This is a genomic window from Pseudomonas sp. B21-059 (genome assembly GCF_026016285.1).
Classification (GTDB): domain Bacteria; phylum Pseudomonadota; class Gammaproteobacteria; order Pseudomonadales; family Pseudomonadaceae; genus Aquipseudomonas; species Aquipseudomonas danubii.
In genome coordinates, this window is sequence record NZ_CP087201.1 from 1,124,742 (window position 1) to 1,151,551 (window position 26,810).

Here is a 26,810-nt window from a genome sequence, read left to right on the forward strand (position 1 = left end):
GCTCTCTGTAGCCGCTGCCGAGGTACGAGGCTGCGATGGGCTGCGAAGCGGCCCCTGGGGGCGGTCCTGCGGACCGCGTCGCAGCCTCGTGCCTCGGCAGCGGCTACAGGTGTAGGTGTTACGGGCCTGTGTTGCCTTTTTCATGGGCCGGGTCGTAGACCTTGGTCAGGTCGCCACCCAGGCGGAAAGTCTTGAACGGTTGCATCTTGTGCTTGCGCTCCAATGTCTCCGGAGCGCAGGTGTAGAGGCTGCAGTAGGGTTCCAGCCAGGCGAATTTCGAGTCGACCTTGAGGTCGGTCATGTCCTGTTCCTTGCCATTCTTCTGCTCGAAAAGCTCCGGGTCTTTCACCCCAGCCAGCACTCGGTCACCCAAGCGCTTGAGCGCGCTGTTGTTCTCCTGGCGCAGGTCGACGCCGTTGACCTGGGCGAAGCTGGCGATCATCGCCAAGGGCGGCAGGGCGTAGTTGTGGTACGCCAGGGCTCGTTGCTGGCGCTTGAGTTCGTTGGGCAAGAAGCCGTCGGCGTCGACCTGGTGGGCGCCGACCTTGTATTCCTTCACGGCCCAGTCGAACAGGTCGCGGCGGTTGGTGGCCACGGCGGTGGCCATCACCGACCAGGCGGCCCAGTAGGAGTGGTTGTTGGTCTTGTCCAGGGGCAGGTTGTCCCAGTCGCTGACGACCTGATCGGCCATCTTGCTGAACCAGGCCTCGATCTTCTGCGCCTGTTCCTGGTGGCTGGCCAGCGGGTGGGAGTCGGAGAACTTCAGCCGCAGGTAGGCCGAGGCCATGCTGCCCAGGGCCCATTTGCGCATGGACTTGCCGGTGTGGTTGAAGTCCTTGGACATCAGCGCGTCGGCCTGGGCCCAGGCGCTGAGCCAGGCGAGGGTGCAGTCCAGCTGTTGCGGGCGGCCGTCGCGCATGAACTGCATGACCCGCTTGCTGGTGCCGCGCTCGATCTTGGTGATGTCCGCGGTGGTGTCGCGAAAGGCCTGTTCGGACTGGGTGTTCAGGGTCGCCCGGGCCTTGTCCGAGCCTTCGTACTTGCTGCGAAACTGCAGGGCGCCGGTGTAGGGCGCCGGCATGGCGTCGCAGCCTTCGCTGTCGTCACCGCTCTTGAACTTGTCCACCGGGGCGTAATAGCCCTGGGGTGGACGCAGCGGCGCGGCGGCCTGGGCGCTGCCGGTGACCATGGCCAGCCCCAGCAGGCTGGGTATCAACAGGCGTTTCAGGTGTGTGCTTTGCATAGGTAACCTCATTGCCCGATCTGCGCGGTGCGTTGCTCGGCGCTCGGGAATACGTTGCGTTTGCAAATTTTCGCTTCGACCTTCTGCCCGGCAGTGCCCGCTTCCGGGCCCTGGATTTCGACTGCCAGCAGGTTCTGCGAGGCCCAGTCTTCGTCAGTGCGCAGTTCGAAGGCGAAGCGCCCGTCGGTGTCGGACGTTTCCGGTTTGTCGATCTTGATGTCCTCGTGGCGCCCGTTCATGTACCAGAGGGTGGCTTGCAGGGTTTTCACCGAAGGGTCGGCGAAGCGGATGTCGACCTGATGGCCGCTGTTGCGCAGGTCCAGGTTCTGGCTGTTGACCAGCAGTTCGTTCTTGCCCGGCTTGAGGGTGGTGCTGGCGCTCATCTGCGCAGCCTTGCCCTCGCAGCCGTTGTCCAGCAGGGCCATCATCTGCCGGTAGATGGTTTCCTGGTCCAGGCGGTACAGCGGCGAGAACTCCCAGATCAGGATCTTCGGCGGGCTCTTCTGGAATTCGTCGCTGCCCAGGTACTGCAACATCGAGCCTTCCAGGCCACCGCCGGGGAAGGCGACGTTGAGGATGTCGGCGCCGATGGCCTCTTCCAGAAAGCCGGCGAAGTTGTAGTTCTTGCCGCTGTGGCTGGTGCCTACGAGAGTGATCTGCGGGTTGCCGGAATCACCGAACAGGTCGCCGTCGCCGGCCTCGCCCTTGGGCTCGGTGGTGAACTGGTCCATGTACTGGATGGCGTAGCTGGTGCCGCACAGTTGCCCGGCCATGTTGTGCAGGGTGCCGGTCTTGCCCATGCGCCCGGACTTGTGGGTCTCGAATTCACGCCGTGGAATGTCGGCGAAGGCCGGCAGTTGCTTGACCTTGTCGGCGACGATCTTGGCGGTGCGTTGGGCGCCGTAAGGGGTCCAGTGCTGGTCGCCACGGAAGTAGAAATCGTGGGCCGGCAGGGTGTCGGGCAGTTGTTCGTTGGTCAGCGGCGACAGGTCCGGCACCACGTAGCCCATCTGCGCAAAGCGCCCGAGCATGGCCTGGTAGTTGTTCAGGGCCTTGTCGTAGTCGAAGCGGGCTTTCTCTGCCGGGTTGAGCTTGTTGCGGTTCACCAGGCCGCGAGTCGGCTGGTAGACCAGCACCAGTTCCACACCCTTGCTCTTGAAGGCTTGGTGCAGTTGCTTGAGGCGGCGATAGCCTTGCGGCGTGGTATCAAATTCGGTGCGCAGGTCTTCCTGGGTACGGAACAGCCAGTCGCCCTGAGCTTGCACCAGGGTGGTGAAGTTCTGCTGGTAGCGGGTGGTGTAGTTCTTCGCATCATGGGCGGCCGGGCACAGGTTGCAGCACGGCTCGGCGGTGAAGTTCGGCGCCTGGGGCTCAGCGGCACGGGCGCCGGCGCTGGCGGCGAGAATGCCGGCGGTCAGCGCCGACAGGCTCAACAGTTTGATCAGGTGTGGGGGCATGACAGTCATCCTCAATCGCGCATTTCGGTCTGGCGTTCGACAGGGTCGATCAGCACGGCTTTTTGCTGGCGCACCATCAGGTCGAGGATTTCATCCTGGCGTTCGCCAAGGATCCCCGAAAAGCTGATGCCGCTGCTTTTGGTGGGCGCGAGCATGGACACGCGATACAGCTCCACGCTCAACGGCGAGTCGATGGACAGCGGGCCGCTGCCATTGGCCGCCAGCTCGCCGCCGACCACGATCAGCGAAACCTGAGCGTCGAACGGGTCGAGCTTGATGTCGCGGTCGGTGTCGGAAAGGTCCTTGATGTGGCCGTAGACGCCGGTCAGGCCGTTGGCCATGGCGATGTTTTCGTACAGGCGGATGTTCACGCTGTTGCGAATGCGGATGCCGTGGCGTTTGTTGCTGATCACCTTGTTGCCCCACAGCAGGTTGTCGGCGCTCTCGTAGAGGGTGATGCCGTCGGTGTGGTTGCGGTAGATCTCGTTGTAGGCGATCAGGTTGTTGACGCTGTTTCGGTCGATCACCAGGCCCGAGAGTTTGTTGTCGTAGCTACGGTTGTTGAAGATGAAGCTGTCGTTCACTTCCCGGGAAATGATGATGCCGTGCTTCTTCTTGGTCCCGTGGACGGTGTTGTCGGCGATGATCAGGCCGTGGGAACGGTCGTGGGGGTCGATGCCGTAGACGATGTTGTCCTTGTAGGTGTTGCCCTTGACCACGAAGTCGCGGGTTTCGTAGCAGTAGAAGCCGTACCACATGTCCGAGAAATCCGAGCCGATGATCCAGCCGGTGGGTTCATCGCGCTTGAGCACCTTGGCCATGTTCGGCGTGTACTGGGAAATACTCACGCCGTAGGACTTGGAGTTGGCGTAGCCGAAGCTGGCCATCTGGCTGTTGACGATGTAAGTCTCGGTGCCGCCCCAGGCCAGCAGGAACGGGCGGAATTCCTTGGGCGAGCGGAAGGTCGCCGGGCCGTTGTCTTTCTCGCGCCAGCCGGTGACCTTGGTGTCGCGCACAAACAGCTGGCCATCGTTGACCAGGAACGAACCGCCTTCCTGGGACAGGCGCAGCTCCTGGGTCTGTTTGTCGATTTCCAGGATGCCCTTGCGCCCGACCACGATCGGCAGGCGCGCGAGGAATACACCCGGCGCGGTTTCGCTGATGTACTGCTTGGGCAGTTTCTTGGCCAGGTCCTTGAGGTTGATGTAACCGTCGTCGATAAAGATCGCCTGGGGAATGCCGTGCTGGCGCACCACCCATTCGGCCATCTTGTTGTCACCGCCGATAAAGTCTTTCAGGGCGTCTTCCTGCATCATCCGGCGCACGCTGATCTTGCCCGGCTGGCTGCGCACGATCTTCGCCGCAACGGCCTCGGCGGTGTAGCCGGAGAGGTCGGGCAGGGTCGGCGTGGCCAGGTTCAACGGCTCAGTGGGCGCGCTGCTGACGGTGTAGGTCTTGGCCTGTTGCAGTTCCTTGGCGACGATCGGCGCCTTGGCCGGCTCGACAGTGGCGAAAGCCGAGCTGCTGGCCAGCAACAGAGCGCCAGCCAACAGGCTGATGGCGCCTTTCGCAGCGGGGCTGTTCATGGGGTAGCAGTTCATTTCGGGCACTCCCTTCGCGGTTCGCATCAGAAGCGCCAGATCACGTCGATAAAGGCGCGGTGCATGTACGAGTCGACGTCTTTGCCATAGGCATCGCCGGGCTTGAACACGCCGCCACGAAAACGCACCAGGGCCGACGGCTCATCGATGGACTGGCTCAGGGCCGCCGGCAACAGGCCTTGCTTGAAGTACTTGGTGACCACCAGGTCCATTTCCTGCCCCAAGTCTTTCTTGCCGTCCTGCAGGGGCAGCGCGGTGCTGGAGAGCAGGTTGCCGTTGCCGTCATAGTCGTTGTCCACGGCGTTGATGCCGTTGCTGCCCACCGGCTTGTTGCCGTCCACGCGCCAGAACTTGTGGTAGATCAGGCTGGCGTCGTATTCATCGTTGAGCATCCAGGAGCCGAACAGGGTGGCGGTCTGCATGTTGTTCATTTCGCCGCGATAGGCTTCGCCGAAACGGTGCACGCGGGAGCGGGTGCCGGTGTAGTTGGAGCGGTTGCTTTCCAGGCCGTTCTGCTCGTAGTCGCCGCTGGCGCGGGCATAGGCGGCGCCGACTTGCCAGTTGGGGTCCAGGCGCAGGCGTACGCCCAGGTCGGTGGCCCAGCCGTCGAGGTTGTCGCTGCGCTTGGCCTGGGCCGGGCGGTTGCCATTGGCGTCCAGTGCGTTGACCGTGTCGCGCTCGCCGCGCATGCCGGTCAGGCTGGCCCAGTAGTTGACGGTGTTGGTGTTGCGCCAGTTGTAGGCGTCGCTGTCGGCGGTGAGGCCGAGCCAGGTGAGGTCGCCGTTCTCTTTCTTGTCCAGGGAATCGGCGGCTTCGCCGGGCACCGGATAGTCGAGCTTGCCGTCATCGTGAGTGTGATGACCGCGAATCCCCACCCAGTTGCCTGGGGTCCACTGGTAGGCCGCGTCGCCGTAGACGTGCAGGCGGTCCTTGTCCTTGGGCGCCAGTTCCTTGAGGTCGGTGCGGTACTCGCTGAAGCGCTCGGCGGCGCCCACGTTGGCCCGCAGCAAGGTGGTGTCGAAGGTCCAGTTCAGGGCTTCGATGTTGGTGTCGCGCCACTGGCCGTCGTCGTTGCGCAGGCGTTGGCGGCCCAGTTTCAACTGCTCGCCGGGGTAGGGCGTGAAGCCGCTGTAGCCGATCCAGAACTCGCGCAGGGCCAGGTAGTTTTTCTGGGTCTTGCGGTCGTCGTTGCTCGACTGCTGGCTGCCGTCGGCGTCCGACTGCTGCAGGGTATCGGTTTCGATGATGTCGGTGGAGGTCACCGCCTGGCCCATGGCGTAGGCGCTCCAGGCACCGCGTTCACCGTAGACCCACGGCCGCAGGTCCAGGCCCAGGCCGTTGACGTCGCCGCCGCTGAGGGTGCCCAGGTCGCGATCATCTTCGGATTGGCCGGTGATCTTCACTTCCAGGCCGAAGTTCTGGGTATCGGTCATTGCCGCCAGGGTCGGGTTGGACCAGAGCATGGCAAAACCCAGGGCTATGCCCAGTTTCGACAGGCTGAAGCGCTTGCCTGTAGGCGCTGTCGCAGGAGGTGTATTGAGTGGGGGGAGCGTCATAGGGTTTCCTCGCCGTCTTCTTCTTGCAGGGCGTGCAGTTGCAGCGCGTTCTGGCTCAAGGCCCCACGCACGGCCTGCTCTTGTTGCAGCAGGCGTTGGGCTTCGGCGCGCTGTGCAGGCGGCAATTGGCTTTCCAGTTGTTGCGCCAGTTCGTTGGCCTGCGGTGTGTTCTGGACCTTCGCCAGTTGGCTGAAGACGTAGGCGTTGACTGGGTTGGGCTTGGTGCCCTTGCCCTGGGAGAACAACTGGGCAATGGCGAAGTCGGCGCTGTTCTGGCCGTTGCGCGCGGCGGTCAGCAGGTGGTCCAGGGCCTTTTGTGGGTGGACCTGGCCCAGGTAGCCACGGCGGTAGATCTGGCCGAGGTAGTAGTCGGCGGCGACTTCGCGGCCCACGGCTTTCTGGAAGTGTGCTTCGGCGACCTTGGCGTCGGCCGGCACCCATTTGCCTTCGTAGTAGAGCTTGCCCAGCAGCAGTTCGGCGCGGGGCTGGTCGGCGGCGCGGCCGTTGTCCAGGTACTGCATCATCTTGTCGACGTCACCCAGTTCGGGGAAGTCGTAGAGCAGTTGGGCCAGGCTGACCCAGGACGCCGGGTAACCCGGAGCGACCTGCTCCAGCAGGGCCTGGGCGGTTTTTTCATCCGGCTTGCCCAGGCTTGCATCGCCCAGCACGCGGGCCACGCTGTCGACTCGCTGGGCGCTGACCGTGCCACGGCTGTAGCCGGCCTGCAGTTGCTTGAGCAGCTCGGCCTGTTGCTCCGGCTGGCCGCGTTTTTGATAAACGGTCGCCAGTTCCACGTAGCAGATGTCGGTGCTGTTGAGCGCGGCCTTGCAGATGCTTTCCACCTCGGCCAGGTGCTGGTCGTAGCTGCCTTGGGTGCGGTACAGCAGCACCTGGGCCAGGCCGGCTTCCGGGTAACCGGCGCTGCGCCATTGGCTGATCTGCTGCTGGGCGTCGACGTTGGGGAAGCTGTGGGGGTATTGCAGGTACAGCATCGCCAGGGGAATCAGGGTGTTGCCTTCACCGTTGGCAAAGGCTTTTTTCAACAGGCCTTCGGCTTCGTGCTGCTCGGCTTCGGTGGAACCGGGCTTGGCCACCAACAGGCGGCCGAGGCGCGCCTGGGCCCGGGGCGACACATCGGCTGCGGCGCGATAGGTGGCCTCGGCCTGCTTGATCTGCGCCGGGTCGCGGCTGTCCACCTGGATGTCGGCCAGGCCTACCTGGGCCTCGCTGTAGCCCAGGTCCGCCAGTTGCCGGTAGTTCTGTTCGGCCAGCGCGGTGTCGCCGCGCTTCAGGGCTTCGTTGGCCAGGCGCTGGTCCGGCAGGCCGGCGCAACCGGCCAGGGCCAGGGCGGCGACCAAGGGCAACACCGAACCCTGTAGCCGCTGCCGCAGGCTGCGATCGAGCGCGCAGCGCTCGTGCCGGTTGTCGGGGAGCATCGAGTCGGCCGGATGGCGTCCGCTGCGCGGCCGGGCGCAGCCTGCGGCAGCGGCTACAGGGAGCTGGGTAGGCACTGTCATGGTTACAGACCCGCAGCCATGGCTTTGTCGATCAGCCAGTTCATCGAGGGGCCGCGGTCGCTGCTGACTTCCACCGGGCGCCCGGCGAAGGCGCTGCTCAGCGGCGCGTCGGGCTTGATCTGCACGCGGATGTCAGAGGACAGGTCGCTGCTGTTGAGGCTGGCGCTGCTGACGATGGTGCCGGTGCGTACTTCATCCTCGCCGGCGATCTGGAAGTTGACCCGGGTACCCGGGCGCACGTCGCCGAACTGGCGGTAGGAGAAGCGCGCCTCGACGTTGGCCTGGCTGTTGCGGGGCACCAGTTGGAAGATCACGTCGCCTTTGCTGGCGTACTGGCCGTCGGCGACCATTTGCTGGGCCACGGTGCAGTCGCAAGGGGAGGTCAGGGTGCCGGTCATTTGCTTGCCGAACAGTTCCTCGACCTTGGCCGGTTGCAGTTGGTCTTCAGCCAGGTGGCCTTTGAGCACGTCGAGCATGCTGGTGCTGAAGGTGGCCAGTGGCGCGCCCTTGGCGGCGATGCCGTCGCTCTGCACCAGGCTTTGCACAGTGCCGTCGCGCGGCATAGTGACGTTCATCCCCGGGACGCTGACCAGGCCGGCCTGGGCGTGGCTGACGAAGTACATGCCGTACACCGACTTGAGGATGAAGCCGAACGCCGCCAGGCCCACCACGAAGATCCCGGCGCTGAAGGTCACGGCCCGCAGGCGGCCCATGGCGGTCATGCCGCTGCCGCTGTCCTTGACCTTGCGCGCCTTGGTGAAGTTGTCGCGCTGTAGGGTGGCGAGCACGTCGCCCATGCTGACGATGTCGCCGGCCAGGTGCGAGGTGATCAGGTGGCGCAGGGTGGAAATGTCCTGGGGCTCGAGGTTCTGGAACTGGCAACCGACGCGCCCGTTCTGGCGATCGAAGGAGCGGATTTGCAGCTCCACATCCATGGCCAGGCCGAGGTTGTCGATGACAAATTGCAGACGGCCCTTGTGCACGGCACCCACGGTCAGCATCTGCTGCCCGGCGTTGAAGCTCAGGCCGCCGGCCGAGAGGTCGTGGACCCGCACTTCCAGGGGCTTGGCTTCGTTGCCGAAGAAGCGCAGCTTGGCCGGGATCTTGACCCGGGCGTGCTGGCGTTGGGCTTCGGATTCATGCACTACATTGACGTTCACGGCGGTGTTCATAGGGTCGATTTCCTAGTTAATTCAGGCAAGGCGGTTCAGACCATCAGCAGCAGGACAGCGACGAACACGCTGCCGGCCGAGAAGGTCATGGTCCGAGACGACCAGGTGTTGAACCAACGTTGAAAACTGGCCAGGTCGCGGGTCAGCTTGGTGTCCTGGCGGGTCCAGGATTGCTGGTCGAGGCGGAAGAACACGTAGATCTTCACCAGGGCGCCGACGATCTGGTTGTAATAGAGGATCAAGGGGTAGGCCGGGCCGATGCGGTGCCCCGAGCAGGACAGCAACAGGGTCAGGATCAGGCGGGTGATACCGATCCACAGCAGGTAGGCGAGGATGAAGGCGGTGCCGTACTTGACGCTGGCGATGATCGCCACGGTCAGGCCCAGCAGCGAGGTCCACATCGACACGCGCTGGTCGAACAGCACCACGCTGGTGAACAGTCCCAAGCGCTTGACTCCCAGACCCAAGGCCCGGGCGTTCTGCCGCAGGTTGTTGCCGTACCAGCGGAACATCAGCTTGCGGCTGGCCTTGATGAAGCTCTTTTCCGGCGGGTGTTCCACGGTGTTGATCGCCGCGTCAGGCACGTAGAAGGTGTCGTAGCCCAGGCGCATCAGGCTGAACCAGCTGGACTTGTCGTCGCCGGTGAGGAACTTGAAGCGACCCAGGCGCCAGTGCTGCAGGGAGTCGCTTTCCACGTCGGCGATGAAGTCCGGGTCGGTGACCACGGTGGCGCGGAACACCGACATGCGCCCGGTCATGGTCAGCACGCGCTTGGACAGGGCCATGGAGCACATGTTGATGTGGCGCTGGGCGAAGCGCAGCTTGTGCCATTCGCTCATGATGTAGCCGCCGCGCACTTCGCAGAATTCGTTGGTGGTCAGGCCACCGACGTTGCCGAACAACTGGAACCAGGGCACGGTCTTGCGCACCACGCCTTCGCCGAGCACGGTGTCGCCGTCGATCACCGCCACCACGGCGCGGTTGTCCGGCAGGTGGCGGGAGATGGCGCGAAAGCCGAAGGCCAGGCCGTCGCGCTTGCCGGTGCCGGGGATGCGCACGAAGTCCAGCTTGACCCGCTCCGGCGGGTTCATCCGTGCCCACAGGCTTTTCACCAGCAGCTCGTCGGACATTTCCACGATCGAGCAGACCACGGTGGTGGGGAAGCCGCAGTCGATGGCTTCGCGGATCACCGAGCCGTAGACCTGGGCGGTGGTCAGCGCATCGATGCGAAAGCTGGTGACCATCAGGAACACGTGGGACGGGTCGGCCGCGCTGCCCAGCTTGCGCACCTTGCGCCGCAGGTGCGGGTAGACCACGTAGAGAAACAGCATGCCGCGCACGAAGTGCGTGGCACCCATGGAGTAGCGCCAGATGCCCACGGCGCCAATCAGGAAAATGAAGTCCTTGGACTGCGAGTCGAAGGTCGATGCGGGCAGCAGCAAGGCCATGCCCATCAGCAAACTCAAGTAAAACAGCCAACCGGCGGCCTGAAGCAGGCCGTGCTTTAGCCTGTGCATAATCTGCGTCCTAAAATTCTAAGCGGTACCCTGTAGCCGCTGCCGTAGGCTGCGATAGGTCCGCAGGGCCTCGAGATGCCCTCGGGAGCACGCCCCTTCGGGGACGATCGCAGCCTGCGGCAGCGGCTACAGGCGCATGCCTTTACCAGCAGATCCCTTCGGTTCGGCCCTGGACGCTGGAGGCTTTGGACATGAAGCCCACCAGGTCGATGACCTGCTTGCCGTGGGGCACGTCCTCGGCCAGGGCGCGGAACTTCTCGTCGCGGTTGCCGAGGATGATCAGGTCGGACTTGCCGATCACCGCGTCGAAGTCCGAGTTGAGCAGGGACGAGACGTGGGGGATCTTCGACTCGATGTAGTCCTTGTTGGCGCCGTGGACTCGGGCGTACTCGACGTTGCTGTCGTAGATGCTCAGGTCGAAACCCTTGCCGATGAGCATTTCCGCCAGTTCCACCAGCGGGCTCTCGCGCAGGTCGTCGGTGCCGGCCTTGAAGCTCAGGCCCAGCAGGGCGACCTTGCGCTTGTCGTGGCTGGACACGATGTCGAAGGCGTTCTGTACCTGGGATTCGTTGCTGCGCATCAGCGAGTTGAGCAGCGGCGCTTCGATGTCCAGGGAGCTGGCGCGGTAGGTCAGGGCGCGCACGTCCTTGGGCAGGCACGAACCGCCGAAGGCGAAGCCGGGGCGCATGTAGTACTGGGACAGGTTGAGGGTCTTGTCCTGGCAGACCACGTCCATCACTTCACGACCGTCCACACCCACCGCCTTGGCGATGTTGCCGATCTCGTTGGCGAAGGTGACCTTGGTCGCGTGCCAGACGTTGCAGGTGTACTTGATCATCTCGGCGACTTCGATGTCCTTGCGGATGATCGGCGCGTCTAGCTCTTCGTACAGCGCTTGCAGCACGTCACCGGAGGCTTGGTCGAACTGGCCGATCACGGTCATGGGCGGGAAGTCGTAGTCCTTGATCGCGGTGCTTTCTCGCAGGAACTCCGGGTTCACCGCCACGCCGAAATCCACCCCGGCCTTCTTGCCCGAGCAGTCTTCGAGAATCGGGATCACCACGTTTTTCACCGTGCCCGGCAGCACCGTGCTGCGCACCACGATGGTGTGGCGGGTGGCCTTGTCGCGCAGGACGAAACCGATCTCGCGGCACACCGATTCGATGTAGTCCAGTTCCAGGTCGCCGTTCTTCTTGCTCGGGGTGCCGACGCAGATCATCGACAGGTCGGTATCGCGGATGGCTTCGGCGAAGTTGGTGGTGCCGCGTAGACGAGCGGTCTGAATCCCTTGCGCCAGAAGTTCACCCAGACCCGGTTCAACGATCGGCGATTTACCGGCGTTGATCAGGTCGATCTTGTCTTTGGAGATATCTACGCCAACCACTTCATGGCCCCGTGCGGACAGGCAACCGGCACAGACTGCACCGACGTAACCCAAACCAAATATGCTGATGCGCATCGCATTTACCTCTGTGTTATTCACGCCATTAGATGGCCGGAGTTAATGTTTGCCAGCTGTTATTGCGCACTCGGAAGTACAACGAAGTACGTTGTAGGGCCGCGTGCAGGCAGACTAAGTTCCGAGTGTCTAAATATATGCACTCAAGTTGTGCGCAACCGATCCTTGTTGTTCTGATTTGCCCTTGAATGTTGCCGGCGGCTCCTGCTGCAGGGTTCGCGAGAAAAACCATCCGGTATCCTTCGAATGGCTGAATGCCACGTAATACGGGCTTTTCAGTTGATTTTCGCGGTCCTTGAAGGCCAGCTTTTCCTTGGCTCGTTAGGGGATAGTTGTGGTGCCTTATCTCCTGTTGTTTACCCTTTAGTTTAAGTTTGTGACTCATTGGTCAAAGGTGGACGTAACTTGATTAGTCTCACTTGAGTCCGTGTAAGTCATCTCCTACAAGCTCGTTGAGAATCGTTACCGGTGGTATGAGCGGTGTCCGCAGGCATAGTTCCGGCCCGCTCATCCTGTTTTGCGAAATTTCTTGAAATATTGAGAAAGATGGCACTGCTTTCAAACTGATAGCACTTAAGGTTTGGGCCTTTAGTTGTGGGGAGTTGAAGCGCGGGGATACTTTTGTGCCACTACCTAATAAAAAAAGTGGTGCCACTACTGAAAAAAATCACTGTTGTCGAGTGAAAGAAAAGTTATAGAAATAGATGAAGATTTTATGGCGCCAAAAAAATGGCTAAAAGGAGGCGGGGAATGTGCGAGTGATCACATTCTGGCGCGCTCGCCGGGTGGCAACGAGCGCGGCAGGGGAACGTTTTACTCCGGTGCGTGGTCGCGCAGGAATACCAGGTTGTCGGCTTTGGATTGCTCCGCGCTGAAGCGATAGCCCTGGACGTCGAATTGCTTGAGTTGTGCGGGATCGTTGATGCGTTCCTGGATGACGAAGCGGCTCATCAGGCCCCGGGCCTTCTTGGCATAGAAGCTGATGATCTTGTACTGGCCGTTCTTCAGGTCCTTGAACTCGGTGTTGATGATCCGCGCGTTCAGGGCCGTGCGCTTGACTGCCGAGAAGTACTCGTTGGAGGCCAGGTTCAGCAGCAGATCGTCGCCCTGATCGGCCAGGGCCTCGTTCAGCCATTCACTGATGCGCGTGCCCCAGAAGGCGTACAGGTCCTTGCCACGGGCGTTGGCCAGCTTGGTGCCCATTTCCAGGCGATAGGGCTGCATCAGGTCCAGGGGGCGCAGCAGGCCGTACAGGCCGGAGAGCATGCGCAGGTGCTGCTGGGCGTAGTCGAAGTCCGCTTCGCTCAAGGATTCGGCGTTGAGCCCGGTGTAGACGTCGCCCTTGAAGGCCAGCAGCGCCTGCTTGGCGTTGTCCGGAGTGAAGGCTGGGGTCCAGCTGCCGAAGCGCGCGGCATTCAGGCCGCCGATCTTGTCGGACACGTGCATCAGTTCGCTGATCTGCGCCGGGCTCAGTTCCCGCAGTTGCTGGATCAGTTCCTGGGAATGGTCGAGGTATTGCGGCTGGGTAAAGCGCGGGGTGACCGGCGGCGTCTCGTAATCGAGGGTCTTGGCGGGTGAAATCACCATCAGCATGAGTCGTCTCCTTTTAGCGTCGGGGGATTCTATTGGCTCGGGCGTTCGGACTCCACCTATCAAGGCGATAGCTGACGCGTGGCGGATGCCTTCGCTGCGCGGCATATCGGCTATAGTGCCGCGCGGGTTTTGTTCTGGAGGCGTCTCTTTTGCGTATCGCGTTTTTCTTCTCGGCCTGGCTTCTGAGTCTCAGTGTGCTGGCGGCGCCCAATGATGTGGCGACCCTGGATCGCAGCACCTGGCCGGAAAAGCTCGACAATCCGACCCTGTTCGACGTCGCCTCGCGGGCCGAGATCCTGACCTTTGCCCGCGCCTTGCTGGTCAGCGAGGCCTGGGACGAGGCGTCCCTGAAGCAGCGCCTGGGCTTGCGCATGATCAACATGGAGGCGATCAACGAACTACGCGAGCATCTCTGGAAACGCCTGCTGGACAACTACAACTTCGCCCAGCAGAGCTGCGACCAGGACGCTTCGTTCTGCTACCTGGTGGAAAACATGCAGCAACTGCGCAAGCAGGCCGGCAAGTTCCACCTGGCTGAGGATTCCTACTACGCCCGTTGGGGCGAGCCGAGCCGGACCTTCCATGAGCAGTACCTGGACGAATTGCTGCGCAAGGCGGCGCTGGCTCCCCAGACCAGCAGCGAGGTGCTGCGCTACGGCGACTACGAGCGCAATGGCGACGAACTCAACGACCGGCTGTTTCTGCTGACCTTCGACAGCGCCGCCAACCTGGCGCCGGACAACACGCCCTGGCTCACCAACTACCTGCGCAAGGCCAATCTCAGTGGGACGTTCTTTGTCCTGGGCAACGACATCCAGAGTCGCCTCGACAAGGCCTCGGTGGCCAGCCTGCAATCGCTGTACTCCAGGCAGTGCGTTGGCGTGCAAGGCTGGGAGTTCCGCTCCCACAGCCACTGGCAGGACTGGCAGTATTCGATCCAGCGCAGCGCCGATCTGGTGAAGAGCAAACTGCCGGAAAACTATGTGCCCTTGTTCCGCCCGCCCTTTGGCCAGCGTCGTGCCGATGCCGAGGGCTTCTTCAATGCCCAGGGCATGCAGGTGGCATTGTGGGACATCGACGCCCAGGACGGTGCCGGCAAGCTCAAGGCCGAGGACAGTGGCCAGCGGGTGCTGACCTTGATGTTGCTATGGCGGCGTGGGGTGATCGCTTTCAATGCCAAACAGGACGGGGTCAAGAGCAGCTTGCCCTGGCTGCTGGCGCAGACCGCGCAAAGTGGCATCGGTTGGGAGGATTGTCAGGACGCGTTCCGCTGAAACGGCCAAGTGCCCGTAAACACGGGGCGTGAGCGGAAAAGGGGGCGGATTTCGGCGGGATTTCGAGGCAGGCGGACTTCCGACTTTAACGGTGAGCGGGCGGTGCGCCAAGGGCTTTTCGTCACCCTGAAAAATAAACATCAAAAAAGCGTCAAAGTGCGTTTTCCTGTCACGGTTTTTGGAGTATTACGAACTCAGACCGCCGAAACCTGCGACACAGGTGGCGTCTCCCAAGACTCCTCGTGTGTGCAGCTCACCTGATACCCCTGCGGGTGAATTCGGTGGTCATTCGAGGCGCGATACCTCATGGTATTGCGTCGACTGGCTCCCACATAAGGTGACCGAGTATGGATGACCACGGACGTAGCGCTTCCTCCAACCAGCCAATCCTTTATGTACTCGATACCAATGTATTGATTCACGATCCCAACGCCTTACTGAATTTCGAAGAACACCACGTCGCCATCCCCATGACCGTCCTTGAAGAGCTGGACAAGCTCAAGAGCGGGCATCACAGCGTTGCCGCCGAATGCCGCCAGGCGATCCGCCTGATCGACAAGACCCTGGGCGAGGCTTCCCCCGAGGATGTTGAACTGGGCGTACCGATTCAGCGCGGCAAGAGCGGGCCCAAGGGCTTGCTGTCGATTCTGATGAGCAAGCGCAACGAGCCCAACAGCCTGTTGCCGGAGAACCTCAACGACAACATCATCATCAACCAGTTGATCGACCTGCACGCGCGCAACAAGGACTTGCCCGTGGTGCTGGTGACCAAAGACATCAACATGCGCCTCAAGGCGCGGGCCTGCGGGATTGCCGCCGAAGACTACAGCACCGACCAGCTGGTGGACGACGTGTCCCTGCTGCCTAATGGTTTTCACAACATGAGCGGCTCGTTCTGGGACCGCGTAAGCAAGGTGGAAACCCGTCAGGATCACGGCCGCACCTGGCACCAGGTGCAGTTGATCGACAACTTGCCGGCGGTGCATATCAATGAATTCATCATCGACGAACAGGGCTTTGTCGGCTGGATCAAGGAAATCCGCGCCGATGTGCTGCTGATCCTCGATCTGCATCAGGAACCCCTGTTGCATCAGGAAGCCTGGGGCCTGAAACCGCGAGACATCTACCAGGGCCTGGCGCTGTACGCGCTGCTCGACCCGGACATCCACCTGGTCAACCTGTCCGGCGCCGCCGGCTCCGGCAAGACCATCCTGGCCCTGGCTGCCGCCATCGAGCAGACCATGGTCAGCAAGCGCTACCGGCGCATCATCGCCACCCGCAGCGTGCAGGGGCTGGACCAGGAGATCGGCTTCCTGCCGGGCACCGAGGCGGAGAAGATGGAACCCTGGCTGGGCGCCATTACCGATAACCTCGAAGCCCTGCACATGGATGACGAGAACACCCACGGCAGCGTCGACTACATCCTCAGCAAGGTGCCGTTGCAGTTCAAATCCCTGAACTACATCCGCGGTCGCAGCTTCCAGCAGAGCCTGATCCTGATCGACGAATGCCAGAACCTTACCCCGCACCAGATGAAAACCATCATCACCCGTGCCGGCGCCGGTTCCAAAGTGGTGTGCCTGGGCAACCTGGCACAGATCGATACCCCTTACCTGTCGGCCACCAGCTCGGGCCTGACCTACCTCACCGAACGCTTCAAGGACTTCCCCAACGGCGTGCACATCACCCTGCAAGGGGTGCCGCGCTCGATCCTGGCGGAGTACGCGGAAAGCCATCTGTAACGTCAATTCCTTCCAGCACGGGCGGCCTTCGGGTCGCCCGTTTTGCATTCGGCCTGGGGCACTGGGTTATTCTGCGGCTCCCCGCCGTAGAGCGCTTCCCAGTTGGAAAACACCGGATGACCCGTGTCTCCCTGCGCAATATCGATCTGAATCTGTTGGTGGTACTCGATGCCTTGCTGACGGAAAAGCACGTGACCCGCACTGGCGAGCGCCTGCACCTGAGCCAGCCGGCTATCAGTCATTCCCTGGGCAAGCTGCGGGTGCTACTGGATGATCCGTTGCTGATCCGCCAGGGCAACGACGTGCTGCTCAGCCCCCTGGCCCGCAGCCTGCAGGCGCCCCTCAAGGAGATTCTCAGTCAGATCGAAACCCTGTTCGGCAAGTCCCTCGACTTTGATCCGGCCACCTCCCAGCGGATCTTTCACCTGGCGATGTCGGATTACGGTGCGGCGATCGTGCTCCCCAGGTTGCTGGTGCGTCTGCGTGGCGAAGCGCCCTTGATGCGCCTGGTGGTGACCCAGGGCAGCCGCCACGAGATGTTCGAGCAGATCACCCAGGGCAAGATCGACCTGGCCCTGGGCGTGTTTCCCACCTCCTCGGACGAGATCGTCAAGGAAGTGCTGTTCGAGGAAACTTTTTCCTGTCTGGTGGACGGCGCCACCCTTGAGGGCGACGGCGGCCTGGACCTGACGCCCTATCTGCAGCGTCCCCATCTGCAGGTGTCGATGGACGGCTGTTTCAATGGTGAAGTCGATCACCGCCTGGGGGAGGAGGGACTGCAACGGCAGATCGCGGTCAGCGTGCCCCACTGGGGCATCGCGCCGGGGATGATCCGCGGCACCGACCTGATTCTTACCGTGGCCAGCCGCACCCTGGACGAGATTCCGCTGCCGGAAGGGCTGCTGCGGCTGACCCCGCCCTTGAACATTGCGCCCTTCAAGTTCGTGCAGATCTGGCACTCGCGCTTGAGCGATGACCCGGCCCATCGCTGGTTGCGTGAACAGGTCAAGCTGGCCAGCGTGGCCAAGGCCTGAAGTGACGCCTCAGCCGCGGATGGTGATGACGAAACCGCCGATCACCACCAGCACGCCGATCAGCTTCTGCAGGCTGATGTCCTTGCGTGGCAGACCCACCAGCCCGAAGTAGTCGATGATCAGCGAGATCAGCAACTGGCCGATGATCACCACCATGATGAAGTTCAGCGCCCCCAGGCGTGGCGCCATCAACAGGGCCACGGTGATGTAGAGCACTCCAGCCAGGCCGCCCATCCAGATCCACCAGGGGCCTTGCAGCGCGGCCATGAGATTGGGCTTGGGCACTTTGATGAACAGCAGCAGGCCCCCCAGCACCAGCAGGCTGACCAGCAGGGAAACGCCGGTGGCCCACAGTGGATGCCCGAGCAGGGTGCCCAGGCGGGCGTTGGTCCCGGCCTGGAGGGGTACGGCGAAACCGGCGAGCAGGCTGAGCAGGATCGAAACGAACAAGGCCATGAAGCGACTTCCTTTTGCGGGTTTTTGCGCTGTTGTACGTTTATCCGCAGTCGGGCTCCAATTCGTTGTTTTGATGCGGGTTATTCGCCAGGCTGATTGCCGGTTGGCGCTGCCAAACGCCGGGCAGATGCCCCGTGCGAAAAACTGACCCGCAGGTTTACAATCGGCCCACCTGATCAGGAGTAACACCGTGCTGACTCATCTCGATTCCCAAGGTCGCGCCAATATGGTCGACGTCACCGATAAGGCCGTGACCTTCCGCGAGGCAGTGGCCGAAGCCCGGGTGCGCATGCTCCCGCAAACCCTGCACATGATCGTCAGTGGTGGTCACCCCAAGGGCGACGTGTTTGCCGTGGCGCGCATCGCCGGAATCCAGGCGGCGAAGAAAACCAGTGAGCTGATTCCCCTGTGCCATCCGTTGATGCTCACCAGCGTCAAGGTCGAGCTCAGTGCCGAAGGCGAGGACAGTGTGCGCATCGTGGCGCGTTGCAAGCTGTCGGGGCAGACCGGGGTGGAGATGGAGGCGTTGACCGCCGCCAGCGTCGCCGCGCTGACAATCTATGACATGTGCAAAGCCGTGGACCGCGGCATGACCATCGAAGGCGTGCGAGTGCTGGAGAAATCCGGCGGCAAGAGCGGCGATTACCGGGTGGCTGACGCATGAGGATCTCGGTGAAGTTCTTTGCCCGCTACCGTGAGGCCCTGGGGCTCGATGGCGTGCTTGTCGAGGGCGACTTTGCCTGTGTCGACGATGTGCGCCAGGCGCTGTTGTCCCGTGACGGGGCCGCCGTGCTCGCCGAACAGAACCTGATGTGCGCCCGCAACGAAGAGCTGTGCCAGCTGGACGAGCCCCTGGCGGACGGCGATGAAGTGGCGTTCTTCCCCACAGTGACCGGAGGCTGAGATGGCGATCCGTGTGCAATCAGCGGCCTTCGATCCCGGCGCCGAAGTCAACGCCATGCACGCCGCCGATACCGGGGTTGGCGCGGTGGTCAGCTTTGTCGGCTACGTGCGCGACTTCAATGACGGTCAGGACGTGCACGGCATGTTCCTGGAGCACTACCCGGGCATGACCGAAAAGGCCCTGGGCAAGATTGCGGCTGAAGCCGAGCAGCGCTGGCCGCTGTTGCAACTGGAGGTGCTGCACCGCATCGGCGCCCTGGAGCCGGGCGAGCCCATCGTGTTCGTCGGCGCAGCCAGTGCCCATCGCCAGGCGGCGTTCGAAGCCTGCGCCTTTGTCATGGATTATCTGAAGACCCGGGCGCCGTTCTGGAAAAAGGAAAACACCGCCGACGGCCCCCGTTGGGTAGAAGGCCGCGACAGTGATCACGCGGCGGCCGCGCGCTGGAAAGACTGAGCCCCTGATGCTGGCCGGCGGCGCCTGAGCCCGCCCCAATTCAACCTGTAATCGACTGCGACTGTTCCCGCCGACCGCTGGGGATAAGTCGCTGTGCGCGCCGTTGACGATATGTACGTAAAAGTCCAGTATGGATTTACAAGTACAAATACAGCGTCCTCCGTTTCATCCTTTCCTTCTGTCTTGCCAAACCAACAACAACCCGCGAGAGAACGAACATGAAAAAATTCCCCCTCATCAGTGGCCTGGCCTTGAGCTTGTTGGCGTGCAGCAGCCTGATGGCTGCCGAGAAAACCTTGCGCCTGGGCATCGAGGCGGCATATCCGCCGTTCGCCTTCAAGACCGCCGACGGCAAGATTGGTGGCTTCGACTACGACATCGGCAATGCCTTGTGCGCGCAGATGCAGGTCAAGTGCGAGTGGATCGAGGGCGAGTTCGACGGCCTGATTCCCTCGTTGAAAGTGAAGAAGATCGACGCCGCGCTGTCCTCCATGACCATCACCGCGGAACGGCGTAAATCCGTGGATTTCACCCACAAGTACTACTTCACTTCGTCGCGCCTGGTGATGAAGAAGGGCGCGGTGGTGGATGACCAGTACGCCAGCCTCAAGGGCAAGACCGTGGGCGTGCAGCGTTCCACCACCACCGACCGTTTCGCCACCGAGGTCTTCGAGCCCAAGGGCATCAAGGTGGTGCGCTACAGCAACAACGAAGAGATCTACATGGACCTGGCGGCCGGGCGCCTGGACGCGATCTTCGCCGACACCATTCCCCTGGAGGATTTCCTGTCGATGCCGCGGGGCGCCGACTACGCCTTTGTCGGGCCCGAGTTGAAAGATCCCAAATACGTTGGGGAAGGCGCCGGGATTGCGGTGCGCAAGGGCAACAGTGAACTGGTGGGCGAGCTGAACAAGGCCATCGATGATATTCGCGCCAATGGTGAATATCAGAAGATCCAGGCCAAGTACTTCAAGTCGGATATTTACGGGGATTGAGACGTTGGGGCGTTCTTGAGGACGCCTTCGCGAGCTCGCTCCTACAGGTGTTGTGCAAGCCGTGTAGGCGCGAGCCTGCTCGCGAACCTTTATTGGCCCTTCAATTCCTTCAGGTGCTTGTACACCGTCGCCCGGCCCATGCTCAGTACGTTGGCCACGTAGTTGGAGGCGCTCTTGCCCTTGAAGGCACCTTCGGCGTGCAGAGCCAGTACCAGTTCGCGCTTGTGTTCGCGGGTCAACAGGTTCAGCCCCAACTGGCGCTCGCGCAGCCAGTTGTGCAGGAAGGTGTTGATGCGTTCCTGCCAGTCGTCGCGAAACAGTGAATCGGGCTGGGGAATCAGCTTGCTGGGTGAGAGAAACAGGTCCAGCGCGGCCTTGGCATTTTCGAACAGCGAGATGTTCAGGTTGATGCACAGCACGGCCATTGGCTGGCCCTGGCTGTCGCGCAGCACGCTGCTGAGGCTGCGGATCTTCTGGCCGTCCCAGTTGAGCTTTTCATAGGGACCGATATTGCGTTCGCTGCTGTCGCCGCTGAGCAGGTCTTCCAGGGCCGCATCGTCGCCCACTTCGCGCTTGGACAGATTATTGGCGATGTAGTCGATCTTCTGGGTGCGCAGGTCGTGGAGCACCACCTCGGCATGGGGGAAGAACAGCGTGGCAATGGCGTCGGCAATCGCCCGGAAATTATCCAGGGCTGGGTCCTTTGCGAGTGAGGTCATGGGTCGTACTCCAGGCGGCTTCAGCGCCCGCCGTTAGCGGGCGCTGGGAGTGTGCCGCAATCGTTTGGGCGCGTCACCCCGCAGGCGGGTTCAACCGAGGCGGGCAGGGGAGAGCATGGCGGACTCCAGGCCGAAGCGGGTCAACTGCTCCGGCAGGGGTTGGCCACGCACCAGGGCGGCGCTGGCCTGGCCCATGGCCGGAGAGGTCTGGATGCCGTAGCCGCCTTGCCCGGCGACCCAGAACAGCCCGGGCACCTGTGGATCAAAACCGGCCAGCAGATCGCCGTCGCTGACAAAGCTGCGCAGGCCGGCCCAGGTCCGGGTCGGACGACGAATGCTCAGGGTGGTGGCTTCTTCGATCTGGTAGATGCCCAGGGCAATGTCCAGCTCTTCGGGCTGCACATCATGGGGCTCCACCGGGTCGGCGTTGGCCGGCGAACCGAGGAACATACCGGCGTCGGGCTTCATGTAGAAGGACTCGTCCAGGCTCACCAACATCGGCCAGCGGTGAGTATCGACCCCTTCCGGACCGGCGAAGATAAAGGCCGCCCGGCGCTTGGGTTGCAGGCCCAGGGGGCGGGCACCGGCCATCGCGCCGATCTGATCGGCCCAGGCCCCGGCAGCGTTGATCAGCACCGGCGCGCTGAAGCCCTGGCCGCTGGTTTGGACCTGCCACAGCCCTTGTTCATCACGGTGCAGCCCCAGCACTTCATGGTCGGTATAGACCTGGCCCTGATGGCGGCGGATGCCCCGCAGGTAGCCCTGATGCAGGGCGTCGGTGTCGATGTCGCTGGCACTGGGGTCGTAGAGGGCGCCATGGACCTTTTCGCGACGCAGGATTGGCAGGCGAGCGCAGGCTTCGTCGGCACTGAGCAGTTGCATCTCCGGCACCGTGGCCTTGGCGCTCAGGTACTGGTTGTTCAGTTCGGCCGGATCGCCGGTGAAGTCCACGGTCATTTCCCCTCGTGGCGTCAGCAGCGGGTGGTCGCAGAAGCCCTCCGGCGGATGGTCGAAAAAGTCCCGGCTGGCCAGGGTCAGGGCCCGCACCTGGGCGGTGCCATAGGCGGCGGTGTAGAGCGCGGCAGAGCGGCCGGTGGAGTGATAGGCCGGATGGGATTCGCGCTCCAGCACGATGACGCGGCCGTGGCGCGACAGCCAGTAACCGGTGGAGGCTCCGGCGATACCGCCGCCGATGATGATGAAATCTGCCTGGATCATTCAAGGCTCCTGGAAAAGTGCAAGTGACAGGCCCTTAGTGCGGGTGCCGCAGGTGGTACAGGGCATTGGCCAGGGCGATGTCTTCCAGGCCCAGGCCGATGGAGCGGAAGAACACATGGCGCTCGGCGCTGGGGCGTTGAGCCTGGTTGCTCAGCAGCTCCGGCAGGTCGCCGAGAATCGCCGCGTTGTCCCAGCCGTGCTGTTCACCGGCAATCAGCATCTCGCCGGCCGAGCCCGGGGTGGTACGGCGATAGTCACAATAGACCTGCATCTGCTGCAGTGCGGCGGGCGGCACTTCATGGGCCCGTGGCGCATTGGTGCTGATGGAGGTGATCAGCGCCGGCTTGTTGAGGGAGCGTGGGTCGATGACCGGTCCGGCGGACGAAGTGCAAAGCATGATCACGTCGGCATCTTCGACAGCCTCTTCAAGCTGCGGGACGATTTGCAGGCGCGGATCGAGGGCCTTGAGACGCGCAAGCTCCTCGGCGGATTTGCTCGCCAGGCTTGGGGAAAAGAGGCGGATGCTCTGCCAGGGGCGCAGGTCTTTCACGTAGTGCAGGTGAGCCTGGGCCACGGCGCCGCTGCCGATGATTGCCAGGTGCCGGGCCTCGGGCGTGGCCAGTGCATCGACGGCGACCGCCGTAGTGGCGGCGGTGCGTGCGGTGGTCAGTTCGGCGGCGTCGCACAGCAGCAGGGGCTGGCCGCTGTCCATGGACATCAGCAGGGTCCAGGCGGTGACCAGCGGGCCTTCGGCGCGAATGATGTAGGGCGAGGTCTTGACCCCGTAGACCCGATCTTCAGCCAGCACGCCCAGGTAGTTGATGAAGTCGCCGGCGCCCTGGGGAAACTCCACCAGCTGTTGTGGCGGTTGTGCGGCGTGTCCGGCGGCCAGGTCGCGAAACAGTTTGCGCAGGATCTGCGGGACGTCGATTTGCGCGAGCAACTGGCGGGCTTCGGTCTGGGCAATCAGGTAGGGCGTGCTGGGCATGTAGGCGTTCCCAAGGAATTAAACTTATTTGTCCATTATGGACTTTTAGTTTCCTTGAGCAACATCCAGGCGAAAAAAAACGCAGCCGGTGATGGGCTGCGTTTTTTCGGCGCGTCTGTTATCAGGCTTGCGGGCGTTTGCGCTCTACTGGGCGCAACAGCTCGGCCGGCGGCATCTCGCAGCTGATCTTGCGCCCCAGCAGGGCTTCGATCGATGGCAACTGATAGGAGTCGTCCTCGCCGGCGAAGCTGATGGAGACGCCGTCGGCACCGGCACGCCCGGTACGGCCGATGCGGTGCACGTAGTCGTCCGGCACTTCCGGCAGGGTGAAGTTGATCACGTGGCTGATGCCGTCGATGTGGATGCCGCGGCCGGCCACGTCGGTGGCCACCAGGACCCGGATCTTGCCTTCGCGGAAGCCTTCCAGGGTCTTGATCCGCTTGTGCTGGGGCACGTCGCCGGACAGCTGGGCGGCGTTCACGCCGTCGCGCACCAGGCGTTCTTCGATGCGCCGCACTTCATCCTTGCGGTTGGCGAAGACCATGACCCGTTCCCAGCCGTTGTCGGTGACCAGGTTGTACAGCAGCTTGTACTTGTCGGCCCCGGCCACGGCATAAATGTGCTGTTCGACGTTTTCGCTGGCGACGTTCTCGGCCTCGATCTCGACGATCGCCGGGTCGGTGGTCCACTGCTTGGCCAGGTTCATCACGTCTTCGGTGAAGGTGGCGGAGAACAGCAGGGTCTGGCGCTCGCTCTTGGGCGGAGTCTGGCGAATGATCTGCCGCACTTGCGGGATGAAGCCCATGTCGAGCATGCGGTCGGCTTCGTCCAGCACCATCACTTCGACCATGTCCAGGTGCACGTCACCGCGCTGGTTGAAGTCCAGCAGGCGGCCCGGGGTGGCCACCAGGATGTCGCAGTGGCGAGCTTCCAGGTGCTTGAGCTGCTTGTCGAAATCCATGCCGCCAACGAAGGTCATGACGTTGAGGCCGGTGTATTTGGTCAGGGCCGCGGCGTCCTTGGCGATCTGCACCACCAGTTCCCGGGTCGGGGCAATGATCAGTGCCCGTGGTTCGCCCATGTAGCGCTCTTTCGGCGGCGGGGTCTGCAGCAACTGGGTGATGATCGAGATCAGGAACGCGGCGGTCTTGCCGGTGCCGGTCTGGGCACGGCCGATGGCGTCTTTGCCCGCCAGAGTGAAGCCCAGTACCTGGGCCTGGATCGGCGTGCAGTAGGGAAAGCCCAGGTCCTGGATGGCGTGCATCAGTTCCGGAGCGAGCTTGAAGTCGTGGAAACGGGTCTTGCCTTCCTGGGGTTGCACCACGAAGTCTTCGAGTTTCCAGGTGCTGACCGCTGGTTTTGGCGGCCGCGGGCGCTGCGCTTGCTCAGGTTTGGGTTGCTCGGCCTTGGGCTTCTCTTGGCGCGGTGCTTTGGGAGCGGAAGGGGCGGCCGGTGTGTTCACCGGTTCTTTTTTAGCTGCGGTAGCAGGTGCGCTCCGCTCCGGCTGACGGCCGTCATTGCGGCTGCTGGAACTGGGGGAAGGGGCGCTGGGGCTTGGCGCGAGCGGCTCAGCCTCGCTTTTACCGAAGATTTTCTTGAGTGCTTTGAGCACGGTCATCTCATCAATTGGTTAAGGAATGTACGCCGGCCAGTGTAATGCAAGAAACGGGCGCGGCGTAGTCTGTTGCTTGTGGTCCTGGCGCGAGGCACTTTTTCTAGCGCAAACGCTCGCTCAGCCAGGTGCCGATATCACGGATTTCTTCCGGTAACACCTCGTGTCCCATTGGGTATTCCTGCCATGTCACGGTGACACCGTGCTGTTTCAGGTACTCGTATGCGGTGCGTCCCATGGCGTTCTGCACCACTTCGTCGTACTGGCCGTGCAGGGACAGCACCGGAATCCGCTGTTGGCTGGCGCAAAGTTGCAGTTCATCGCTGAAGGTCGGGGCATAGGTGGAGAGGGCAAGTACGCCACCCAAGGGACCCTGCCATTTGAGGAAGGCGGTGTGCAGTACCACGGCGCCACCTTGGGAGAAACCCGCGAGGAAAATGCGCGATGCGTCTATTCCGCTTGCGCGTTGCTCTTCGATCAGTCTGATGACCTCGTCAGATGATTCTTCGAGCTGTTCGCGACTGATCGCGCGAGCCGGGCTCATGGCCAAAATGTCGTACCAGCTGGGCATGGCGTATCCGCCATTGATGGTCACGGCGCGGGTCGGTGCCTGGGGCAGGACGAAGCGGGTGCTCAAGAGTTTTTCCTGCAGCATCTCGGCCACCGGCAGGAAGTCGTAACGGTCCGCTCCCAGGCCATGAAGCCAGATCACACAGGCATCTGCGGGCTTGCTGGGCTGAAGAATCAAGGGCTCGGTCATGGCTGCTCCATTTATGTGCGTGCGCGCCGATTGAGTGCGAGGTTAAGGGGCGCGCCCGGTTGATCGGTGAAGAAGATGTCGCACGGTTGAACGTTTTGCTATTGACCACTGGCTGAAACGCTTTAGCCGAAACTGTGGTACGGGCTTTGCTATGGCTCAGAAAGAGGAGCGGATGTGATAGCACGCTCTGCCGGCGGTAACACTAACAGGCTACCGCGGGCGATGGCATACCCCACCTCCTCTGATACCGGTTCGCCTACGGCCGCTACGGGCTCTGTGAACTGCAAAGGGCTAAAGCCCGTTCGGCCGATTGGTGAGATGTAGGTCCCCCATTACGTGGATTTCTCCTACTAGACTCATAGCGAAGGTCTTACGCCGCTTGACCCTATAAAAAGCCGACGCGGGTCAACAGCGCCTCATGAGGGTGCGGCAGGACTCAAGCTCCGACACAACAAGAGCAAAACTGGAGGTTTGAATGAAGATGTTGAAATCCACCCTGGCCGTCGTTACGGCGGCCACGGTACTGGCTACAAGCGGTTTCGCACAGGCGGGTGCGACCCTCGATGCAGTACAGAAGAAAGGTTTCGTACAGTGCGGCGTCAGCGATGGTCTGCCGGGCTTCTCGGTACCGGACGCTACCGGCAAGATTCTCGGCATTGACGCCGATGTCTGCCGTGCCGTGGCCGCAGCCGTATTCGGCGATGCGACCAAGGTCAAGTTCAGCCAGCTGAACGCCAAGGAGCGCTTCACTGCGCTGCAATCCGGCGAGATCGACGTGCTGTCGCGCAATACCACCTGGACCAGTTCCCGTGACGCGGGTATGGGCTTGATGTTCGCCGGCGTCACTTATTACGACGGCATTGGCTTCCTGGTGAACAACAAACTGGGTGTAAAAAGTGCCAAGGAGTTGGACGGTGCGACCATCTGTATTCAAGCCGGTACTACCACCGAGCTGAACGTGTCGGACTACTTCCGCGGCAATGGTCTGAAATACACCCCGATCACCTTCGATACTTCCGATGAAAGCGCCAAGTCCCTGGAGTCCGGTCGTTGCGACGTGCTGACCTCCGACAAGTCCCAGCTTTATGCACAGCGCAGCAAGCTGGCGACTCCGACCGAATACGTCGTACTGCCGGAAACCATCTCCAAGGAGCCTTTGGGCCCGGTGGTGCGTAAGGGCGACGAAGAGTGGTTCAGCATCGTCAAGTGGACCCTGTTCGCCATGCTCAACGCCGAAGAGGCGGGTATCACTTCGAAAAACGTCGAAGCTGAAGCCAAGTCCACCAAGAACCCTGATGTAGCACGTCTGCTGGGCGCGGACGGTGAATACGGCAAAGACCTGAAACTGCCGAAGGACTGGGTAGTACAGATCGTCAAGCAAGTAGGTAACTACGGTGAAGTGTTCGAGAAAAACCTCGGCAAGAGCACGCCACTGGCCATCGACCGCGGCCTGAACGCGCTGTGGAACAACGGCGGCATCCAATACGCACCACCTGTGCGCTGATGGTTCTATCACCCGGCGGGCCAACCGCCGGGTGAT

Annotated in this window: 23 protein-coding genes; 8 read left to right on the top strand and 15 right to left on the bottom strand. The window is 62.3% G+C overall.

Going from position 1 to position 26,810, the window contains the following annotated elements; genetic code table 11:
• Positions 1–118: 118 nt before the first annotated feature.
• The 9 genes from LOY69_RS05040 to yaaA all read right to left on the bottom strand — a co-directional run bounded on the left by LOY69_RS05040 (position 119) and on the right by yaaA (position 13,115).
• Positions 119–1,243, bottom strand: coding sequence for a mannuronate-specific alginate lyase (locus LOY69_RS05040; protein WP_110652298.1), 1,125 nt, complete (start codon positions 1,241–1,243; stop codon positions 119–121).
• 8 nt (positions 1,244–1,251) lie between these two features.
• The gene (locus LOY69_RS05045) at positions 1,252–2,700 is read right to left on the bottom strand and encodes an alginate O-acetyltransferase (protein ID WP_110596507.1); all 1,449 of its coding nucleotides are present in this window, start codon (positions 2,698–2,700) and stop codon (positions 1,252–1,254) included.
• An 11-nt stretch (positions 2,701–2,711) separates the two neighbouring features.
• Positions 2,712–4,286 carry a mannuronan 5-epimerase AlgG gene (gene algG / locus LOY69_RS05050; RefSeq protein ID WP_372342436.1) on the bottom strand — a complete coding sequence of 525 codons (1,575 nt, stop codon included), beginning with the start codon at positions 4,284–4,286 and terminating at the stop codon, positions 2,712–2,714.
• A gap of 41 nt (positions 4,287–4,327) precedes the next feature.
• The gene (locus LOY69_RS05055; RefSeq protein WP_265074871.1) at positions 4,328–5,764 is read right to left on the bottom strand and encodes an alginate export family protein; all 1,437 of its coding nucleotides are present in this window, start codon (positions 5,762–5,764) and stop codon (positions 4,328–4,330) included.
• An 89-nt stretch (positions 5,765–5,853) separates the two neighbouring features.
• Positions 5,854–7,293, bottom strand: coding sequence for an alginate biosynthesis TPR repeat lipoprotein AlgK (gene algK / locus LOY69_RS05060; protein ID WP_265074872.1), 1,440 nt, complete (start codon positions 7,291–7,293; stop codon positions 5,854–5,856).
• Positions 7,294–7,376: 83 nt separating this feature from the next.
• The gene (locus LOY69_RS05065) at positions 7,377–8,546 is read right to left on the bottom strand and encodes an alginate biosynthesis protein Alg44 (RefSeq protein WP_265074205.1); all 1,170 of its coding nucleotides are present in this window, start codon (positions 8,544–8,546) and stop codon (positions 7,377–7,379) included.
• A gap of 35 nt (positions 8,547–8,581) precedes the next feature.
• Positions 8,582–10,063 carry a mannuronan synthase gene (gene alg8, locus LOY69_RS05070; protein WP_102878455.1) on the bottom strand — a complete coding sequence of 494 codons (1,482 nt, stop codon included), beginning with the start codon at positions 10,061–10,063 and terminating at the stop codon, positions 8,582–8,584.
• 142 nt (positions 10,064–10,205) lie between these two features.
• On the bottom strand, positions 10,206–11,522 hold the full coding sequence (locus tag LOY69_RS05075; protein ID WP_102878456.1) for a nucleotide sugar dehydrogenase: 1,317 nt from the start codon (positions 11,520–11,522) through the stop codon (positions 10,206–10,208).
• Between the two features lie 813 nt (positions 11,523–12,335).
• Positions 12,336–13,115 (bottom strand): peroxide stress protein YaaA, encoded by a 780-nt coding sequence (yaaA, locus tag LOY69_RS05080; RefSeq protein ID WP_102861246.1) that lies wholly within the window; start codon positions 13,113–13,115, stop codon positions 12,336–12,338.
• Positions 13,116–13,264: 149 nt separating this feature from the next.
• Between yaaA and LOY69_RS05085 the strand changes: the two genes are divergently transcribed.
• From LOY69_RS05085 to LOY69_RS05095, 3 genes are all read left to right on the top strand, one after another.
• Complete coding sequence (locus LOY69_RS05085) at positions 13,265–14,389, top strand: polysaccharide deacetylase family protein (RefSeq protein ID WP_265074206.1); 1,125 nt, start codon at positions 13,265–13,267, stop codon at positions 14,387–14,389.
• 347 nt (positions 14,390–14,736) lie between these two features.
• Positions 14,737–16,131 (top strand): PhoH family protein, encoded by a 1,395-nt coding sequence (locus tag LOY69_RS05090; RefSeq protein WP_016968495.1) that lies wholly within the window; start codon positions 14,737–14,739, stop codon positions 16,129–16,131.
• Between the two features lie 116 nt (positions 16,132–16,247).
• Positions 16,248–17,165 (top strand): LysR family transcriptional regulator, encoded by a 918-nt coding sequence (locus LOY69_RS05095; protein WP_265074207.1) that lies wholly within the window; start codon positions 16,248–16,250, stop codon positions 17,163–17,165.
• A gap of 9 nt (positions 17,166–17,174) precedes the next feature.
• Here LOY69_RS05095 and LOY69_RS05100 read toward each other — a convergent pair whose 3' ends face one another.
• Positions 17,175–17,621, bottom strand: coding sequence for a DMT family transporter (locus tag LOY69_RS05100; RefSeq protein ID WP_265074208.1), 447 nt, complete (start codon positions 17,619–17,621; stop codon positions 17,175–17,177).
• Between the two features lie 190 nt (positions 17,622–17,811).
• Here LOY69_RS05100 and moaC point away from each other — a divergent pair, with 190 nt between their 5' ends.
• The 4 genes from moaC (at position 17,812) to LOY69_RS05120 (ending at position 19,973) form a co-directional block, all read left to right on the top strand.
• Positions 17,812–18,285 carry a cyclic pyranopterin monophosphate synthase MoaC gene (moaC, locus tag LOY69_RS05105; RefSeq protein ID WP_123393672.1) on the top strand — a complete coding sequence of 158 codons (474 nt, stop codon included), beginning with the start codon at positions 17,812–17,814 and terminating at the stop codon, positions 18,283–18,285.
• Positions 18,282–18,524 (top strand): MoaD/ThiS family protein, encoded by a 243-nt coding sequence (locus LOY69_RS05110; protein WP_103740995.1) that lies wholly within the window; start codon positions 18,282–18,284, stop codon positions 18,522–18,524. The genes moaC and LOY69_RS05110 overlap by 4 nt, the downstream gene beginning before the upstream one ends.
• A 1-nt stretch (position 18,525) precedes the next feature.
• Positions 18,526–18,978 carry a molybdopterin synthase catalytic subunit MoaE gene (gene moaE, locus LOY69_RS05115; protein ID WP_102878463.1) on the top strand — a complete coding sequence of 151 codons (453 nt, stop codon included), beginning with the start codon at positions 18,526–18,528 and terminating at the stop codon, positions 18,976–18,978.
• A 218-nt stretch (positions 18,979–19,196) separates the two neighbouring features.
• The gene (locus tag LOY69_RS05120; protein WP_102878464.1) at positions 19,197–19,973 is read left to right on the top strand and encodes an ABC transporter substrate-binding protein; all 777 of its coding nucleotides are present in this window, start codon (positions 19,197–19,199) and stop codon (positions 19,971–19,973) included.
• Between the two features lie 89 nt (positions 19,974–20,062).
• On the opposite strand, the gene LOY69_RS05125 is transcribed toward LOY69_RS05120, so the two are convergent.
• The 5 genes from LOY69_RS05125 to LOY69_RS05145 all read right to left on the bottom strand — a co-directional run bounded on the left by LOY69_RS05125 (position 20,063) and on the right by LOY69_RS05145 (position 25,270).
• Positions 20,063–20,692, bottom strand: coding sequence for a transcriptional regulator (locus LOY69_RS05125; RefSeq protein ID WP_265074209.1), 630 nt, complete (start codon positions 20,690–20,692; stop codon positions 20,063–20,065).
• Between the two features lie 90 nt (positions 20,693–20,782).
• Complete coding sequence (locus LOY69_RS05130) at positions 20,783–21,910, bottom strand: NAD(P)/FAD-dependent oxidoreductase (RefSeq protein WP_110596429.1); 1,128 nt, start codon at positions 21,908–21,910, stop codon at positions 20,783–20,785.
• 34 nt (positions 21,911–21,944) lie between these two features.
• Complete coding sequence (locus LOY69_RS05135; protein WP_265074210.1) at positions 21,945–22,898, bottom strand: ornithine cyclodeaminase family protein; 954 nt, start codon at positions 22,896–22,898, stop codon at positions 21,945–21,947.
• 121 nt (positions 22,899–23,019) lie between these two features.
• Positions 23,020–24,516 (bottom strand): ATP-dependent RNA helicase RhlB, encoded by a 1,497-nt coding sequence (rhlB, locus tag LOY69_RS05140; RefSeq protein ID WP_102878468.1) that lies wholly within the window; start codon positions 24,514–24,516, stop codon positions 23,020–23,022.
• A gap of 97 nt (positions 24,517–24,613) precedes the next feature.
• Positions 24,614–25,270 (bottom strand): alpha/beta hydrolase, encoded by a 657-nt coding sequence (locus LOY69_RS05145; protein ID WP_102878469.1) that lies wholly within the window; start codon positions 25,268–25,270, stop codon positions 24,614–24,616.
• Between the two features lie 475 nt (positions 25,271–25,745).
• Here LOY69_RS05145 and LOY69_RS05150 point away from each other — a divergent pair, with 475 nt between their 5' ends.
• Positions 25,746–26,774, top strand: a complete 1,029-nt coding sequence (locus LOY69_RS05150) for an amino acid ABC transporter substrate-binding protein (protein ID WP_102878470.1) — start codon at positions 25,746–25,748, stop codon at positions 26,772–26,774.
• Positions 26,775–26,810 lie beyond the last annotated feature (36 nt).

What these genes read in the sequence shown, in the direction of transcription:
- LOY69_RS05040 (WP_110652298.1), bottom strand. Translation starts at nt 1,243, where the DNA reads ATGCAAAGCACACACCTGAAACGCCTGTTGATACCCAGCCTGCTGGGG.
- LOY69_RS05045 (WP_110596507.1), bottom strand. Translation starts at nt 2,700, where the DNA reads ATGCCCCCACACCTGATCAAACTGTTGAGCCTGTCGGCGCTGACCGCC.
- algG (WP_372342436.1), bottom strand. Translation starts at nt 4,286, where the DNA reads ATGAACAGCCCCGCTGCGAAAGGCGCCATCAGCCTGTTGGCTGGCGCT.
- LOY69_RS05055 (WP_265074871.1), bottom strand. Translation starts at nt 5,764, where the DNA reads ATGCTCTGGTCCAACCCGACCCTGGCGGCAATGACCGATACCCAGAAC.
- algK (WP_265074872.1), bottom strand. Translation starts at nt 7,293, where the DNA reads ATGCTCCCCGACAACCGGCACGAGCGCTGCGCGCTCGATCGCAGCCTG.
- LOY69_RS05065 (WP_265074205.1), bottom strand. Translation starts at nt 8,546, where the DNA reads ATGAACACCGCCGTGAACGTCAATGTAGTGCATGAATCCGAAGCCCAA.
- alg8 (WP_102878455.1), bottom strand. Translation starts at nt 10,063, where the DNA reads ATGCACAGGCTAAAGCACGGCCTGCTTCAGGCCGCCGGTTGGCTGTTT.
- LOY69_RS05075 (WP_102878456.1), bottom strand. Translation starts at nt 11,522, where the DNA reads ATGCGCATCAGCATATTTGGTTTGGGTTACGTCGGTGCAGTCTGTGCC.
- yaaA (WP_102861246.1), bottom strand. Translation starts at nt 13,115, where the DNA reads ATGCTGATGGTGATTTCACCCGCCAAGACCCTCGATTACGAGACGCCG.
- LOY69_RS05090 (WP_016968495.1), top strand. Translation starts at nt 14,737, where the DNA reads ATGGATGACCACGGACGTAGCGCTTCCTCCAACCAGCCAATCCTTTAT.
- LOY69_RS05095 (WP_265074207.1), top strand. Translation starts at nt 16,248, where the DNA reads ATGACCCGTGTCTCCCTGCGCAATATCGATCTGAATCTGTTGGTGGTA.
- LOY69_RS05100 (WP_265074208.1), bottom strand. Translation starts at nt 17,621, where the DNA reads ATGGCCTTGTTCGTTTCGATCCTGCTCAGCCTGCTCGCCGGTTTCGCC.
- LOY69_RS05110 (WP_103740995.1), top strand. Translation starts at nt 18,282, where the DNA reads ATGAGGATCTCGGTGAAGTTCTTTGCCCGCTACCGTGAGGCCCTGGGG.
- moaE (WP_102878463.1), top strand. Translation starts at nt 18,526, where the DNA reads ATGGCGATCCGTGTGCAATCAGCGGCCTTCGATCCCGGCGCCGAAGTC.
- LOY69_RS05120 (WP_102878464.1), top strand. Translation starts at nt 19,197, where the DNA reads ATGAAAAAATTCCCCCTCATCAGTGGCCTGGCCTTGAGCTTGTTGGCG.
- LOY69_RS05125 (WP_265074209.1), bottom strand. Translation starts at nt 20,692, where the DNA reads ATGACCTCACTCGCAAAGGACCCAGCCCTGGATAATTTCCGGGCGATT.
- LOY69_RS05130 (WP_110596429.1), bottom strand. Translation starts at nt 21,910, where the DNA reads ATGATCCAGGCAGATTTCATCATCATCGGCGGCGGTATCGCCGGAGCC.
- LOY69_RS05135 (WP_265074210.1), bottom strand. Translation starts at nt 22,898, where the DNA reads ATGCCCAGCACGCCCTACCTGATTGCCCAGACCGAAGCCCGCCAGTTG.
- rhlB (WP_102878468.1), bottom strand. Translation starts at nt 24,516, where the DNA reads ATGACCGTGCTCAAAGCACTCAAGAAAATCTTCGGTAAAAGCGAGGCT.
- LOY69_RS05145 (WP_102878469.1), bottom strand. Translation starts at nt 25,270, where the DNA reads ATGACCGAGCCCTTGATTCTTCAGCCCAGCAAGCCCGCAGATGCCTGT.
- LOY69_RS05150 (WP_102878470.1), top strand. Translation starts at nt 25,746, where the DNA reads ATGAAGATGTTGAAATCCACCCTGGCCGTCGTTACGGCGGCCACGGTA.